At 45.2% G+C, this 15,880-nt stretch carries 13 protein-coding genes; all 13 read right to left on the reverse strand.

Annotation, left to right across the window (positions count from 1 at the left end):
* On the reverse strand, nucleotides 1-3,044 hold a 3,044-nt coding region (dnaE, locus tag QZU58_RS05110), incomplete at its 3' end, for a DNA polymerase III subunit alpha (protein WP_294495505.1).
* 33 nt (nucleotides 3,045-3,077) lie between these two features.
* Nucleotides 3,078-3,710 (reverse strand): ribonuclease HII, encoded by a 633-nt coding sequence (gene rnhB / locus QZU58_RS05115; protein WP_294495506.1) that lies wholly within the window; start codon nucleotides 3,708-3,710, stop codon nucleotides 3,078-3,080.
* Between the two features lie 129 nt (nucleotides 3,711-3,839).
* Entirely contained in the window at nucleotides 3,840-5,126 is a 1,287-nt protein-coding gene (gene lpxB, locus QZU58_RS05120; protein ID WP_294495507.1) for a lipid-A-disaccharide synthase, read from the reverse strand.
* 1 nt (nucleotide 5,127) lies between these two features.
* On the reverse strand, nucleotides 5,128-5,916 hold the full coding sequence (gene lpxA / locus QZU58_RS05125) for an acyl-ACP--UDP-N-acetylglucosamine O-acyltransferase (RefSeq protein ID WP_294461827.1): 789 nt from the start codon (nucleotides 5,914-5,916) through the stop codon (nucleotides 5,128-5,130).
* A 25-nt stretch (nucleotides 5,917-5,941) separates the two neighbouring features.
* Nucleotides 5,942-6,403 carry a 3-hydroxyacyl-ACP dehydratase FabZ gene (gene fabZ, locus QZU58_RS05130; protein ID WP_294461831.1) on the reverse strand — a complete coding sequence of 154 codons (462 nt, stop codon included), beginning with the start codon at nucleotides 6,401-6,403 and terminating at the stop codon, nucleotides 5,942-5,944.
* Nucleotides 6,404-6,407: 4 nt separating this feature from the next.
* A complete protein-coding gene (gene lpxD, locus QZU58_RS05135; RefSeq protein WP_294495508.1) occupies nucleotides 6,408-7,439 on the reverse strand; it encodes a UDP-3-O-(3-hydroxymyristoyl)glucosamine N-acyltransferase in 1,032 nt (343 codons plus the stop codon).
* Between the two features lie 56 nt (nucleotides 7,440-7,495).
* Nucleotides 7,496-8,011 (reverse strand): OmpH family outer membrane protein, encoded by a 516-nt coding sequence (locus tag QZU58_RS05140; protein WP_294461836.1) that lies wholly within the window; start codon nucleotides 8,009-8,011, stop codon nucleotides 7,496-7,498.
* Between the two features lie 255 nt (nucleotides 8,012-8,266).
* Nucleotides 8,267-10,723: an outer membrane protein assembly factor BamA gene (gene bamA / locus QZU58_RS05145; protein ID WP_294495509.1), complete on the reverse strand. Its 2,457-nt coding sequence runs from the start codon at nucleotides 10,721-10,723 to the stop codon at nucleotides 8,267-8,269.
* A gap of 24 nt (nucleotides 10,724-10,747) precedes the next feature.
* Nucleotides 10,748-12,118: an RIP metalloprotease RseP gene (rseP, locus tag QZU58_RS05150; protein ID WP_294495510.1), complete on the reverse strand. Its 1,371-nt coding sequence runs from the start codon at nucleotides 12,116-12,118 to the stop codon at nucleotides 10,748-10,750.
* Between the two features lie 8 nt (nucleotides 12,119-12,126).
* On the reverse strand, nucleotides 12,127-13,317 hold the full coding sequence (gene ispC / locus QZU58_RS05155; protein ID WP_294495512.1) for a 1-deoxy-D-xylulose-5-phosphate reductoisomerase: 1,191 nt from the start codon (nucleotides 13,315-13,317) through the stop codon (nucleotides 12,127-12,129).
* Between the two features lie 5 nt (nucleotides 13,318-13,322).
* Complete coding sequence (locus QZU58_RS05160) at nucleotides 13,323-14,300, reverse strand: phosphatidate cytidylyltransferase (RefSeq protein WP_294495514.1); 978 nt, start codon at nucleotides 14,298-14,300, stop codon at nucleotides 13,323-13,325.
* Between the two features lie 208 nt (nucleotides 14,301-14,508).
* Complete coding sequence (gene uppS / locus QZU58_RS05165) at nucleotides 14,509-15,270, reverse strand: polyprenyl diphosphate synthase (RefSeq protein ID WP_294459714.1); 762 nt, start codon at nucleotides 15,268-15,270, stop codon at nucleotides 14,509-14,511.
* 14 nt (nucleotides 15,271-15,284) lie between these two features.
* A complete protein-coding gene (frr, locus tag QZU58_RS05170; RefSeq protein WP_294459712.1) occupies nucleotides 15,285-15,842 on the reverse strand; it encodes a ribosome recycling factor in 558 nt (185 codons plus the stop codon).
* Between the last annotated feature and the right edge of the window lie 38 nt (nucleotides 15,843-15,880).

Genomic DNA, 15,880 nt, shown 5'->3' on the forward strand with positions numbered 1-15,880 from the left:
ACTGTTCCTGTCGGCCTTTCCGATGCATACCCGCCATATGAAGGAACCAGTGCGGCAATCTTACTCACCTGAAGATGGTCGATTTCGTCAAGATATCTTGAAAGCGGATCTATGGTCAGATAAAGCCCCAGATATTCAACCTCTCCCTGAAGAAGTTCCTTGTCGGAGAACGGCTTGGTAAACTGGTAATCCGGGTCCTTGAATTCCTGTGCAACATCGGCAAACATGTCAATAAAACCACCCTGCTTTTCCTTGGATGAAGAATTACAGAGATTCAGAGCCAAATCAACCGTGCTCAGCATGGTGCTGCGATCCTTAGGACTCTTATTCGGTCCTATCTTATCAAGTGCTCCGGCCTTAATCAGAGCTTCAAGCACTCGTCTGGACATGTTACGGTTGTCAATACGGCGACAGAGATCAAAGAGGCTGACGAAAGGACCGTTCTTTCGTTCCTTCATGATTGCCTCAACAGGATAGTCACCAACTCCTTTTACGGCACTGAGACTGAAAACGATATGTCCCTCGTCATTTACGATAAATGAAGTCTGTCCTTCATTTATGTCAGGCGGATCAACCTTGATCTTCAAACGACGGCATTCGTTCACGAATACTTCTATCTTTTCCGCATTGGTCTTTTCTGACGTCATCATTGCCGCCATGAATTCGGCTGGGTAATGAGCCTTCAGCCACAGGGTCTGCAGTGTCACAAGAGCATATGCCGCAGAATGAGACTTGTTAAAACCGTACATGGCGAATTTTTCCACCTGATCGAAAATCTTCATCGCCTTGTCCACGGAAATAATGCCTTTTTTCTTAACACCATCGGCATAGGTAATACGGTGCTTTGCCATAACTTCCGGCTGCTTCTTACCCATGGCTCGGCGCAGAATATCCGCTCCGCCAAGAGAATATCCGGCAAGAACCTGAGCAATCTGCATTACCTGTTCCTGATACACGATAATACCGTATGTAGGTCCAAGCACAGGTTTAAGATCCTCGTGCTGAAAATCAGGATGAGGGTAGGCTATCGGTTCGTTACCTCTCTTACGGTCAACGAAGTTATCCACCATGCCGCTTCCCAGAGGTCCTGGACGATACAGTGCCACAAGCGCAATCATGTCTTCAAAGCAGTCAGGCTGCATTTTCTTTATCAGTTCGCGCATACCGTTTGATTCAAGCTGGAACACGGCCGTTGTCTCAGCGGAACGCAGAAGTTCAAAGGACAATTCATCCTTAAGATCTATACGGTTAATGTTCACCGGTGGCTGTTTTGCTTTTTCAAGACGCTCATTTATCATGTCCACGGCCCAGTGAATAACCGTCAGAGTACGCAGGCCAAGGAAGTCGAACTTAACAAGACCGGCCTCTTCAACGTCATGCTTATCGAACTGGGTTTTAAAATCACCGCCTTCCTCATCACACATGAGTGGTGCGAAATCGGTAATGACAGTAGGTGAAATAACCACACCGCCGGCATGTTTACCGTGCGATGTCGTAATCCCCTCGAGCTTCAGGGCTATGTCGATGATGTAACGGTATTCCTCATCATTTTCATACTTATCCACAAATTCCTGAATCCTGTATTCCTCTTTCTTAGGATCCAGACCGAGAGTGGCCTTAAGCGTCACGTCAGGCTTTGAAAGGATGAGTTTTGACAGGTTGTCACCGAAACTGTAGCTTTTACCGAGTACACGGCATACACTCTTTATGGATGCCTTCGCCGCCAGTGTTCCGAAAGTTATAATCTGAGATACGGAGTTTCGACCGTATTTTGAGGCCACGTATTTGATTACCTCACCGCGGTTATCCATACAGAAGTCAACGTCGAAGTCCGGCATGGATACACGCTCAGGATTGAGGAATCTTTCAAACAGCAGGTCGTAAGGAAGAGGGTCAAAGTCCGTAATCTTAATGGCATAGGCAACCAGGGAACCAGCACCTGAACCACGACCAGGACCTACGGGTATATTGTTCTTTTTGGACCACTGAATAAAGTCCATCACGATGAGGAAGTATCCCGGGAAGTCCATTGTGATGATTACGTCAAGTTCTATTTCAAGACGTTCAAGATATCTCGGACGGTTTCTGTTTCTCTCCTCCTCATCCGGAAAGATTACCGCCAGACGCTCCTCCAGGCCTTCATATGCTTCCTTTCTGAGGTATTCGGCATCGGTTAAATCACCTGTCGGAAATTTTGGCAGATAGTTAGTACCAAGAGAAAGTTCAACGTTACACCTTCTGGCAATCTGCAGCGTGTTCTCAACAGCCTCAGGAATATCCTTAAAGAGCTCGCACATCTCCTCCTGCGAACGCATGTACATCTGGTCAGTATAAGGGTGAACCCATTTCTCATCATGAATGGTTACCTTATCCTGAATAGCCACACGGACACGATGTATCTCAAAATCTTCCTTTTTGGCAAACATTACCGGATTGGTAGCCACCACGGGAAGATTTTCGGTTACGGACTTATCCATCACCATGGCAATATATTCCTCTTCCTGAGGACGACCGCATCGGGATATTTCAAAATAAAAACGGTTTGGATAGCATTCCCTGTAATACTTCAGACGCTGTTCAAAAAGATCCTCTCTTCCAGACAACAGGAATTTTGCGAGATCCCCGTTAAGACCTCCGCTCAGCATGATTACACCGTCGCTGTAATTCTTTAACCAGCTTAAATTAACCCTGAAAACATGATCCAGAGCCCCCTGCTGATAACCGTATGACTGAAGATCCACTATGTTTCTGTATCCGGTAAGATTTACCGCATACAGCTTTATTCTGAAGAAAAAACGCTCAGTGGCGTTCTTTCTGGTGTCGTCATACACATTGAGTTCAATGCCGAATATCGGTTTGACTCCCTGCTTCATGCCGTCCTCATAGAGCTTTACGGCATTGCACTGGTTCATGAAGTCAGTTATGGATACGGCATTCATTCCAAGAGCCTTGGCATTTTTGACGACCTTACCCACATCCATCAGGCCGTCACACATGGAATAGTCAGTATGTACGTATAAATGAACAAATTTGCTGTCAGACATTTCCGGCTCCCGGATCATTAACAATTAGCGGTATCAGCCATTATGTGCGTCAAGTATTTCCTTAACGGGACGATACGACTTTCTGTAAAGACCGTCAATCAGCCCGAATTCCTTTATGGCTCTGAGATGAGCTGCCGTAGGATACCCCTTATGCGACGCAAAACCATACTGGGGATACAGCCTGTCAAGTTCAATGAGTTCTCTGTCTCTTGTTACCTTGGCTATTATTGAGGCGGCACTTATTTCCTTTACCCGTGCATCCCCTTTGACAACGGCCTGCGCAGGCATCATCAGATGCTTGGGAATCTTATTACCGTCAACAAGAATCATTCCCGGAACGACGCTAAGGGATTCAACTGCTCTCTCCATTGCAAGCATGGATGCCCAGAGTATGTTGTATTCGTCAATTTCCGCAGGAGTGGCAATTCCCACACCGACTGCAAGAGCCTTCTCCATAATCACGTCGTAGAGAGCATCTCTTTTCTTCTCGGTCAGTTTTTTGGAATCAGCCAGACCTTCAATGTGATTTTCAGGGTCAAGAATGACGGCTGCCGCCACGACGTTACCTACCAATGGTCCGCGCCCTGCTTCATCAGTACCGGCATAAATAACATTTTCCCCGGCAAGCGGATATACAAAAGGAGCAAATTCCGTTTTAGATGACATAATCTCCACCTGATAGTAATAATTTGTTTATTTTGCCGGTCAGACAATTTCAGAATCATGTTGCGAAAATGATGTATCCGCGTCTTTTCTGGCATTTACCGGCGACAAAAAATACCCGCAGTATTGTGCTCAGCCTTCGTTGCTGTCCGCAGCATCAGCTTTTTGACTTTTACGCTCAGATACGGGCTGTTTTTCAGAAACAGTTACCGTGCTTTTCTGCTCTGAGTTTTTGGAGGCTCTTTCGGCTATAACCTTCATTACCGCATCTGCAGCAATGGAATCAGAATCAAGATCAAGCAGTCTGTGAAGACGATTGAATTCCATGAACAGATGACGATTATCACTGGTAAAGATTTTATTTATTTCCATGCTGATGTTTGAAGGAGTGCAGTCGTCCTGAATAAGTTCAGGTACTATCTTCTTTCCGCTAAGGAGATTAGGGAGGGAAAACATGTTCACCTTCAGCATGTGCTTGCCAATCATTGCCGTAATTCTGCTGACAATATAGCACACCACCATGCTCTTATTCAGCAGCATGGCCTCAAGAGTAGCGGTTCCCGAAGCAATCATGAGTGCATTGGAGGCACTCATTACCTCCTTGGATCTTCCGACCCATATGGTCAGCGGTATGTTAGGAGCGTGCTTTTGCCACAGTCTTGAAAGAAGTTCAGCCTTTGCTCTCGTTGTTGTAGCACTTATAAATCTCATCACGGGATATTTTTTCTGGAGTTCATAAGCCGCTTCAGCAAACTCAGGGGTAAGGAATTTTATCTCAGCCACCCTGCTTCCGGGAAGCACACCGACAATCTGATTGCTCTTCATGGCCTCATCGGAAAAGCTGAGAGCAAGTCTTGCCGCTGACATGGGAACATTCATCGGAATTTCCCTGGCAAGTCTGTGCCCTACATATGTACATGGCGCATCAAACCTTTCGTAAAATTCCTTTTCAAAAGGAAGAATGGAAAGCACCATGTCGGTGGCCGCCTTAATCTTATAGATACGGCTCTGGCGCCATGCCCATATGGAAGGACTTACGTAATGAACAGTGGGAATCCCGCTTTCCTTTAACTTTAATTCCACGTGCAGATTAAAATCCGGAGCATCAATCCCGACGTAGACCAAAGGTCTGTTTTTTTTCAGAAATGAAATAAGACCACGTCTTATTTTAAGAATTCTCGGAAGGGACTTTAAGACCTCGCCGATCCCCATCACGGCCAGGTCCTCCATGTCAAAAAGCTGCAGGGATTGTTTTCCTGCCGCCTTTCTCATTTTCGGACCAAAAACACCGACAAACCTGGCTTCGGGGTCGCATTTGCGGATGGCTCTGATCAGCCCTTCACCTAAAGTGTCGCCTGAAGATTCACAAGCAGTAACGGCATAAAGATGCCCATTGTTAAATGACGAGCTGTATTCCATTTTATCGACAAATACCGCGGGTACTTTCTTTCAGGAAGTCCACCAGAAGCTGCACTGAAGGTTCCTGTTCACATAAAGGTCCAAGTTTGTCAATTGCCTCATCGACCGTCTTACTTTCTTTGTATACGATCATGTATGCATGTCTTATTGTGGAAATGGCTTCATTGCTGAATCCTCTGCGACGCAGTCCTTCCTTATTGATGCCAAATGGCTTTGCGTAATGACCTGCCGCCATTACGAACGGAGGAACATCCTGATTCAGAGCGGCCATACCTGCAATGAATGCGTGATCACCTACGCGACCAAACTGATGAATTGCGGCAAGACCGCCGAAAATCACCCAGTTTCCGATATGAACATGACCTGCCAGAGTTGCATTATTGGCAAAAATGCAGTCGTCACCCACAACACAGTCATGAGCCACATGGACATTAACCATAAACAGGTTTCGGCTGCCGACCTTAGTCAGGCACTGATCCTGTACGGTACCGCGATGGAAAGTACAGTGTTCTCTAATGACATTGTCATCACCGATTTCAAGAAATGTCCTTTCGCCGGCGTATTTCTTATCCTGACAGTCCTCACCGATGGTAGCAAACTGAAATATCTTATTGCGCTTACCGATTTTTACCGGTCCCTTAATTACGCAGTGAGAGGCAATTGATGTTCCCTCCCCGATTTCAACTTCAGAACCGATAACGGTCCAGGGGCCCACGGTAACTCCAGGCCCGATAATGGCATCATCACTGACAATGGCAGTGGAGTGTATAACCGCACTTTTATCAATCATAGCTACCTGTCCTCAAAAAGAAAAATCAGCCCTTACGCTTTGCACACATTAAATCAGCGGAACATACGACTTCACCGTCAACTGAAGCCACGCCGGTAAATTTGGCAATACCGCGTCTTTCCTTGAGATATTCCACTTCAAGAATAAGCTGATCACCAGGTACAACCGGTCTCTTGAAACGGGCATTGTCAATTGATGCAAAATAGTACAGTTCATCAGATTCAGGCTTACCGACCATGGTAAACGCCAGAATACCAGTTGCCTGAGCCATGGCCTCAAGAATTAATACTCCAGGAAGAACAGGTTTGCCAGGAAAATGTCCCTGGAAAAACGGTTCATTGAAAGACACGTTCTTGACAGCCTTAAGGGTCTTGTGTTCACCTTCAGTGCAATAGTCCAGAACTCTGTCTACCAAAAGAAACGGATAACGATGTGGCAAAAGATTCAAAATCTGTTGAATATCTAATTCTTTCTGTGTAGTGCTCAATTGTTTATTCCTTACTTTGGTTATCTGAGATCTCTGCAAGCTTCTTTTCAGCCGCTACCAAACGTTTGTATATCTTTTCTATCTGATACATGCGAACCTGTGTTCTTGCCCATGTTGCAGCGTCCGTAACAGGTAAATATGATTCATACTTACCAGGTTTCTTAATGTTGGAGCCGACCTGTCCCAGAATATGTGCGCCGTCGCAAACAGAAATATGGCCGTTAAACACTGAAGTACCGCCGATAATACAGTACCTGCCGATATTTACGCTTCCTGCAATAACGGTAGCCCCAGCTATTGCAGTTCCGTAGCCAATCTTATCATTATGTGCTACCTGCACCTGATTGTCTATTATAACATTATCTTCTATCACTGTGTCATCTATCGCACCGCGATCAATTGTAGTGGATGCCCCGATTTCAACATCGTTGCCGATAACGACTCTTCCGACCTGAGGAATTTTAATCCAGCGGCCGCGTTCATTAGCATAACCAAAGCCGTCAGAACCGATAACGGCTCCGGACTGGAACAGGCATCGTTCACCGATAACACAGTTATGATAAATGCTTACGTTTGCCCATAACTTGGTGTTTTTACCGATAACGGTTCCCTTCCCTACAAAACAGTTAGGACCAATCTGGGCACCTTCACATATACGGGCATCAGCCTCAATCACCGCATTGGCTCCTACTGACACGTTCTCTTCTATCACGGCAGTAGGATCTATTACTGCGCTTGGATGAATGCCGGTGGCGCTTCTGGGGGTAGTATCAAAAATCTGAGCAATCTTTGCGAAAGCAACGTAAGGATCTGCCACAACAATATAGTTCAGTGAAGAGTTGGCATCCACCATGCTTTCCCTTACGATAACGGCACCGGCCTTTGTCTGAGCCAGATATTTACGCATTTTTTCATCAGACAGGAAGCTGACCTCATTGCTCTGTGCGGTAGCCAGATTGGCTATCTTATAAACTTCATGATTTCCATCACCAATTATTCTGCCGCCCAGGGCCTCTGCCATTTCAGAAATTTTCATATGAATAAATACCTCAAAATCAATATACGGCTCAAACAGACATCATTTGCAGGTTATTACTTGGCTCTGCTTACGTTTTCAATCACCTTTTCTGAAAGATCAATTGAATCGTTAGAAATGTAAAGCAGACTTTCAGCACGAATGACTACATCAACGTTATTCTGCTTTGCAACTGAGTCAATTGCAGCCTGAATCTTCTTGTCGATTTCAGTTTTTTCCTTGAACATTAACTTCTGCTGCTCTTCGCGAAGTTCACTGTACTTAACCTGTAATTCAGTTTCAATAAGCTGAAGCTCACGCTGCTTCTTTGCTCTTTCATCGGCTGAAAGCTTTGAATCACCGAGAGCCTTCTGTAAGGCGGCGCCTTCACTCTGAAGCTTATCGAGAGCCTTGGCCTTTGACGCAGTAGCCTTGTTTACCTTATCCTCGGCAGCCTTTGACTGAGGAATTTTGCTGTAAACATAAGGAACACTAACGGTTGCAACCTTACTGTCAGCGTACGCTTCGGTAAAAGCCGCAGTACCAAGAACAAGAGATACACCAATAGCTAAAGAAGATAATGACTTTAACATAATCACTCCTACATGAAATCCTAACAAAAAAATAACTTATTAAGATATTCCAAAAATACAAATTATAAAAGATAAACCTTTAAAAATTGAGATATTTCTTTACAGACGGCTAATTTCCGCACAGCCGCAGTTCCCGTCCCAAATAGACATAAAATGTTAGATACGGGAAAAACCAAAAAATTCCCAATTTGTTCCGGCAACGGGACGATATGAGCATAAAACAGACAAATATCCGCCCCGACACCGTTTTTCCTATCAGAAGGTTCTGCCAAGAGTAAAGCTGAAGAATTCCGTACGGTCACCCTTTTTCTTCTTAATCGGATTGGCAAGAGTGAAACCGATAGGCCCCATAGGAGACATCCACACAAGACTCATACCATAGGAAGCTCTGAAATTATCAGGATCGGAAAAATCGTACATATACTCGCAGTTACCCAGACACTGCTTCACGTAATCCTTGTCAAAAGTGGTATCCCACAGCGAACCGGCATCAACAAACAGAGTGGTTCGAAGCTTGGTATCATAGCCTTCCGAAGCAAAAGGTGTAGGCACAACAAGCTGAAGGCTTCCTGCAACCACGGCATTACCACCAACCACGTCACGCGTGGCAACAACACCGTTATTACCCAGCAGGGTATAATCATACAGAGCTCTCGGACCAACGGAATTATATTTAAAGCCGCGCAGCCACTCGTCACCACCGAGATAGAAATTCTCGAAGAATGGAAGGACCTGTTCATAGCCGTGCTTTCTGCCGTATCCGTTACCATAACCGGCCATGGCTCTGAAATTAACTATATAATTATGCTCCCTGTCAATTGGCCAGAAATGCGTGGTATCAGCAGACGCTTTATAGTACTGGGTATCGGATCCCGGAACGGCAACTGACAGATTTGTCCACTGCTTGTTACCATCCGTAGGGAACACGCCACGATCGAGGTAATTCCTTACATAGGTTATGCTGCCGACATAATTCTGGAAAACAACGTGGTTTGTAGTTGAATTATCAGCATACATATCCCAGAATTTCTGGATCTGTACAAATGAATTGGTCTGGGACAGCTTATTGTTGATATACGTTAAACCATACCTTATATAATTGTTTTCGTTGAGCGGATACCCTATGTTCAGACCGCCACCCCAGCGAATATTGGTGTAGTCGACAAGATTTGCATCACCTGCCTCAAACTTTTCATAGAAAATGTTCTCTCCGAGTGACACTCCATCTATGGTGAAATACGGTTCATCATATGACAATTCCACCTTTCGGTCATATTTATTGGTATTGACGGCAAGCGTTGCCTTACCGCCGTACCCCATAAAATTATCCTGAGATATTTCACCGTTCAGGGTAAGTCCGGTTTCCGTACCAAAGCCAACGCCTGCCTTAATTGAGCCGGTAGGTCGCTCCTTTACCGTGGTAACGAGCTCGACACTGTCAGGATCCATTCCTGTTTTTTTAGGCTCCACTTCAACAGATTCAAAGAATCCCAGCTGATTCAGACGGTTCTTTGACACGTTAATGGCTTCATTTGAAAGCCAGGTACCGTCCATCTGTCTGATTTCGCGACGGATAACCTCATCAGTGGTAATACTGTTTCCGACAATTCTGACATTGGAAACATAAATGCGTCTGCCGGGTTCGACATGGAAATTAACATTAACTATGCGGTTTTCATCATCGACATCGGTTATGGCTCGAACCTTTGTATAAGCATAGCCATATTTACCCATGTAATTTGCCAGAATTTCTTCCGTGTGAGATACCTGAGCAGCGTTATAAATATCCCCCTTCTCCAGAGGTATTATTCTTTCCATCTCCTCTGAGTGACCATATGTCTCACCTATGACCCTGAAATTATTGAGTTTGTACTGTTCACCTTCCTTTACGGCGATGCTCACGTACACACCCTTTCGATCCGGAGTAACTTCCACACGTGTTGACTCCACGTTAAAACGCACGTAACCTCTGTTCATGTAGTATGAACGCAGAGTTTCAAGATCACCGTTAAATCTCTGGCTGTAGAAATTTCGGCTGGCGATAAAGTTCCACCAAGGCACGCTGTCCCTCAGTTCAAACTGACCGAGAAGCTTCTCCTCCGGGAAAACCCTGTTTCCGACAATGTTAATCTGTTCAATTTTAGCGTTAACGCCTTCAACAAAATTGAATTTTACATCCACACGATTACGCGGCAGATACACCAGAATGGTATTGACCTTAGCCTGATAGCGCCCCATGCTGTGGTAATAGTCCTCCAGAGAGGCTTCAAGTTCCTTAAGCTTAATGACGTTAAGGGTTTCACCTACCTTCACTCCCTGAGAGGTAATGATTTCATTGATCTGTTCGGTCTTAATGGCATCATTGCCGGCAAAAGTAAGATTAACGATGGTCGGACGTTCCTTCACGTCAATTGTGAGTACTCCGTCTTCGTTTATATAGGCGTCAACCGCATCAAAATTATGAGTGGCATAGATCTTTTTCAGAGATACGGATATATCATCCTTGGTTACCGTGTCGCCTACCTGTATCGGCATAGCCAACAGCACTGCTCCTTTGGTAACGCGATACAGTCCCTTAACCTTGATATCCGTCACCTGCATTACCGGTTCGGTACTTTCGGCTTTAGCTTCCGCCAATGCGGAACTGCAGTAAAAAAACGGATTGGCAATACATACTGCCAGTAAACTGCGCTTTAAAAACGAATTAAACATTTCTTATAATCTTTTATTTATAAACTACAAACCGTAATAAATATCATTAAACACGGCCAGCAGCATTAACGATAATAATAACAACATGCCGATGAACAAAAGTTTGCCCATTACGGCCTGACTCATCGGTTTTCCTCTTACAAACTCGATGACGTAGAAAAATAGGTGACCGCCATCCAGAACAGGTATCGGCATTAGGTTAAGCACGCCCAGATTAACACTCACGAGAGCCAGAAAGCTCAGATAATAAACGAGTCCAAGACTTGCAGTAAGCCCAGCTCCCTTGGCGATACCTATAGGCCCGGAAACATTCTTTACTGAAATGTCGCCTGTAATAAACTTTTTTATAATCTGGAGGGTCACGATTCCCATGCGGTAAGTCTTTTCCCCACCTCTTATAACAGCTTCACCAAACGGATAGCTTCTCTCAAAGAAAACCTCGTCAACATTCTCCGTTTTTGGAGCAATTCCGGCAAAACCTATACTTTCGTCTCCTGCGGATTTGACATCTGGAATCAGATTCAGTTCCAGCAGATGCCCGTCTCTCTCAACATTGAGTTCTATAGTTTTTCCTGGATTTTCGCGGATTGCTTCGGAAAATTTTCTCCATACGGTATAGCTCTGACCGTTATAGGATACTATTCTGTCATCAGCCATTAGACCCGCCTTCTCTGCGGCAGAGCCTTCTACAACCGTTGCAACCGTACCTGAAGTTCTGAACTTCAGTGAGTCAAGCCCTATCTGATTAAGCAGATCTGTGGAGCGCGGATCGATATTCCATGAAGAAAGATTTACGGTTATGTTTCTAAGCTCACCCTTTCCAAGATTGTCACGAACTCCAACGACCACATCTTCCTTTACGTGGCTGATAAGCTCGTAAAGAGCCTCCTCCCAGTCTGCAACCTCCACGCCTCCGACTGAAACTATGAGATCCTCATTCCTGAATCCAGCCTGAGCCGCAACACCGGCATCATCGGTAACATCCACCGCAGGTTTAAAATCTGGAACACCATACATAAAATTAAAGGTATACAGAAACCAGGCAAGAACGATATTACAGAAAGGCCCGGCAAAAACAATGAGAAATTTCTGCCATACCTTCTTGTCACAGAAAGCCCGCTTCTTATACTGCGGGAGAATCTCAATCTTCTCATTTTTGGAATCGGATGAATCCTCACCGTACATTTTCACATAACCGCCCAAAGGAATGGCACACAGGGCATATTCTGTTCCCACACGATCCCTGAAGGAACAGAGACGAGGTCCGAACCCCAGCGCAAAACGCTCAACATATACGCCACAAAGCCTTGCCATCACAAAATGACCGGCCTCATGTATTGCTATAAGTATGCCTATGGCTATGACAAAGTAAAAAATGCTGGTAATGACGGTCACGTTAACTCCTAGAGAACAGCAAGTTCACTGTAAGCACGTGCTCTTGCCTGAGTATCAACCTCAAGAATTGACTCAAGATCAGGAGCATTAACACAGGCAAACTGAGACGCCACCTTGGCACATACCCTGTAAATGTCTGTAAATTTAATCTTTCCGTCTAAAAACGCATTCACGGCCACTTCATTCGCAGCGTTCACGGCTGTGGTCATTGCCTGTGATGTCGCACATGCATCAATTGCAAGCTTCAAACACGGATACTTCACAAAATCAGGTTCCCTAAAGGTGAGCGATCCCAGGCTGAAGAAATCAAGAGCCCCGACACCGCTGTTTATACGATGAGGATAGGCAAGTGCTCGCGCAATCGGTGTGCGCATGTCAGGTCTGCCAAGCTGTGCCAGAACAGAACCATCAGTATACTGAACCATGGAATGGATAACGGATTCAGGATGAACAACAACCTTTATGTCTTCAGGAGCGGCATTAAAAAGCCACTTTGCTTCGATGAATTCCAGCCCCTTATTCATCATCGTTGCACTGTCCACGCTTATCTTCTTTCCCATGCTCCAATTAGGATGGCTTACTGCTTCCGCAGGAGTAACGGTGTCCAGGGTTGATGAGTCGCGATCCCTGAAAGGTCCGCCTGAACCGGTCAGAATGATATTCTGGATACCTGCCTCCTTAAGCTCGCATCTGCCGATACGCTGCTGTTCCTTTTCGGGCAGGCACTGAAAAATTGCATTGTGTTCACTGTCAACGGGAATTATCGCCGACTTAAAGCGTCTGGCAGCATCAATGAAGATGTGACCACTCATTACCAACGATTCCTTGTTGGCAAGATATACGGTCTTGCCCTGCGTAATGGCAGCAAGAGTAGGTCTTAATCCAGCTGCTCCGACAATTGCCGACATCAGGCCGTCATATTCCTCACTTGCAGCCACGGCATTAAGATTTTCCGCCCCGAAAAGGACCTCGGTATCACGATGCTCAGCCTGTACCATCTCCTTCAGTCTGTCACATGCCGTTTTATCGGTCATGACAACCACACTTGGTGAAAATTCTCTGATAATTGACGCCATTACCGAATAGTTTTTGTTGCCGGTGGCTGCATACAGGCTATATAAATCAGGATTTCTTCTGATTACGTCAATTGTACTCCTGCCAATGGAGCCGGTTGCTCCCAAAATAGTAATCTTCTTCATAATAATCATCCTAAAATTTTAAACATCACGGCAAAGGTAATTAAGAATACAGGCAAAGCAGCCATTAGGGAATCTATGCGATCAAGCATGCCGCCGTGCCCCGGGAAAATAAAACCGGAATCCTTTATTCCACTGTCTCTCTTTAACAGACTTTCCCACAAATCACCGATAACTGAAAATATGACGGTAACAACTGCAGCAACGGCGAGAGCCGGCCAGCAGACCTGAAATGCGTTTCCGTAGCATCCTAAACATGCCAGAACGGCAAAAATAACAAGAGAAAGAACAACGCCACCTGCCAGTCCCTCAAAGGTTTTGTTAGGACTTACGTGAGGACTCATCTTATGCTTACCGCAGGCCTTCCCCACAAAATAAGCACCGGAATCGGCAGCCCATACCAGAACCATTACTGACAGAATGGAGATGGTACCGATATTAGGATCTGTACTAAAACTCTGGCAACGAAGAATATACGTAGCCAGGAAAAACGGCACGAAGTAGAAAAAACCGCCCGCTGATTTAAAAACTGCTGAGCCGGTAAGCGCAGAACTGCGCGGATATGTAAACACAAGAAACGCCGCCAAAAGCCACCACAGGGCACTGCAGACAAAAATCAGCTGTAGCACGGTATAGCCGTTCTTGCCGAAAAGAAGATGAATGTTGCGATCTTCAAGAAAAACAGAATCAAGTCCGCTGAAATCATTTATCAGAGAATGTGAAAGCAGACACGCAAGAACAACAAAAAGAGCGTAAGCAAGTCTCTTCAGAAGATCCCCAGTACTGTTTGACTCCATGTACTCTTTCGGAGAAGACAGAAAGCTCTCGTCATTTACCCTGTTTTTTATGAAAAACTGAGAATACTCAAAAGCGCCGACAAAAATAATAAAAACCAGACCGAGCAGGAACAGTCCCACCGGAGAAGACATCAGCCACAAAGTGGCCAGTACGATCAAAATTAATCCTGTTACTATTCTCTGTTTCATTATATAAACCTGAAAATCAACTTTAAATCCAAAAGCAAAATACCCGGTTCATAAAATCCGTTTTATCCTGCACATTCATACAGGGACCGGGAACAAGTCAGGTACTGTATAGATTTTTGCTTTTATGTCTGCCGTAACGGAACTGATATTTTTAACATCTTTATTCAAATCCCTGCATGCACGGCATTATATCCGGAGCGGCCACCGCTTACCGTTTTCCACCCCTTATCTGCTCCCCCGTACAGCCAAACCGTCTTTCCCGGGATGCAAAATATTCAACAGCATTCTGGAAGACTTCTTCATTGAAATCCGGCCACAGCACGTCAGACACATACATTTCGCTGTAGGCAAGCTGCCAAAGGAGGAAATTACTGATACGCTTTTCCCCGCCGGTTCGTATCAGAAGATCAACATCCTGAGGGGCCTCAAGATGTTCTGAAACCAGCTGTTCGTTTAAAACATCCGCATCAAATGACTCACCCTTGTCAGACATTTCTGCGCATATTCTTTTTACGGCGTTAATGATATCCCATCTTCCGCCGTAATTAACAGCCACGTTCAACAGCAGACCGTCATTGTTCTCAGTAAGCTTTTCCGCATCGGATATTCTTTTAACAAAGCTTTCCGAAAATACGGATCTGTCACCTATAACCTTCAGTTTTACCTGATTACGGTGCAGTTTTTTAACCTCACTGGTGAGAGCCCAGGAGAACAAATCCATCAGACCAGATACCTCATCCTTCGGTCTGCGCCAGTTTTCAGATGAAAAGGCGAACAGGGTAAGAACCCTGATACCCTTCTCACAGGCAAAGGAAACGGCCCTTCTGACAGATTCAACACCCGCCCTGTGACCGAATATTCTAGGCTTTCCCCGGAGGTTGGCCCACCTGCCGTTGCCATCCATAATGATGGCAACGTGATTGGGAACCGTCTGCCTGTTTAGTTGCTGGAACTCTGCTATTTCACTCATATGATAAACGGAAATTAAATTTCCATGAGCTCCTTTTCCTTTTCGGCAAGGAGAGCATCAGCCTTCTTGATGAAGGAATCGGTAAGTTTCTGGATTTCATCCTGAGACTTACGTTCATCATCTTCAGAAATTTCCTTGTCCTTAAGCAGAGCCTTAACGTCATTGTTTGCGTCACGGCGGAGATTACGGATCTGAACCTTACTCTGTTCAACGTCACCGCGAACAACCTTGATGAGATCCTTACGGCGTTCTTCGGTTAACGGAGGAAGAGGAACACGGATGCTGGTACCGGCAGTTACAGGATTAAGACCGAGACCGCTGTTCATGATTCCCTTTTCAACAGCTGAGATTGAGCCTTTATCAAAAACATTAACAACCAGTGTACGCGCATCTTCAACGTTAACCTGAGCAACCTGACGTAACGGGGTGGCTGAGCCATAATAGTCAACCATTACGCAGTCAAGAATTGCAGGCTGAGCACGACCGGTACGAATCTTAGCAAGATTCGACTTCAATGCTTCAACCGCTTTGTTCATTTTGTCACTAGTTTCTTTCTGAATTTCTTTAATCATATATTTACTCCGCACACTGTAGTGCAACGATATAAAAA

It is taken from the genome of uncultured Ruminobacter sp., from assembly GCA_902764345.1.
Taxonomy (GTDB): Bacteria; Pseudomonadota; Gammaproteobacteria; order Enterobacterales; family Succinivibrionaceae; genus Ruminobacter.

What these genes read in the sequence shown, in the direction of transcription:
- lpxB (WP_294495507.1), bottom strand. Translation starts at nt 5,126, where the DNA reads ATGGAATACAGCTCGTCATTTAACAATGGGCATCTTTATGCCGTTACT.
- frr (WP_294459712.1), bottom strand. Translation starts at nt 15,842, where the DNA reads ATGATTAAAGAAATTCAGAAAGAAACTAGTGACAAAATGAACAAAGCG.
- QZU58_RS05140 (WP_294461836.1), bottom strand. Translation starts at nt 8,011, where the DNA reads ATGTTAAAGTCATTATCTTCTTTAGCTATTGGTGTATCTCTTGTTCTT.
- ispC (WP_294495512.1), bottom strand. Translation starts at nt 13,317, where the DNA reads ATGAAGAAGATTACTATTTTGGGAGCAACCGGCTCCATTGGCAGGAGT.
- bamA (WP_294495509.1), bottom strand. Translation starts at nt 10,723, where the DNA reads ATGTTTAATTCGTTTTTAAAGCGCAGTTTACTGGCAGTATGTATTGCC.
- rnhB (WP_294495506.1), bottom strand. Translation starts at nt 3,710, where the DNA reads ATGTCATCTAAAACGGAATTTGCTCCTTTTGTATATCCGCTTGCCGGG.
- lpxA (WP_294461827.1), bottom strand. Translation starts at nt 5,916, where the DNA reads ATGATTGATAAAAGTGCGGTTATACACTCCACTGCCATTGTCAGTGAT.
- QZU58_RS05160 (WP_294495514.1), bottom strand. Translation starts at nt 14,300, where the DNA reads ATGAAACAGAGAATAGTAACAGGATTAATTTTGATCGTACTGGCCACT.
- lpxD (WP_294495508.1), bottom strand. Translation starts at nt 7,439, where the DNA reads ATGAAAATTTCTGAAATGGCAGAGGCCCTGGGCGGCAGAATAATTGGT.
- uppS (WP_294459714.1), bottom strand. Translation starts at nt 15,270, where the DNA reads ATGAGTGAAATAGCAGAGTTCCAGCAACTAAACAGGCAGACGGTTCCC.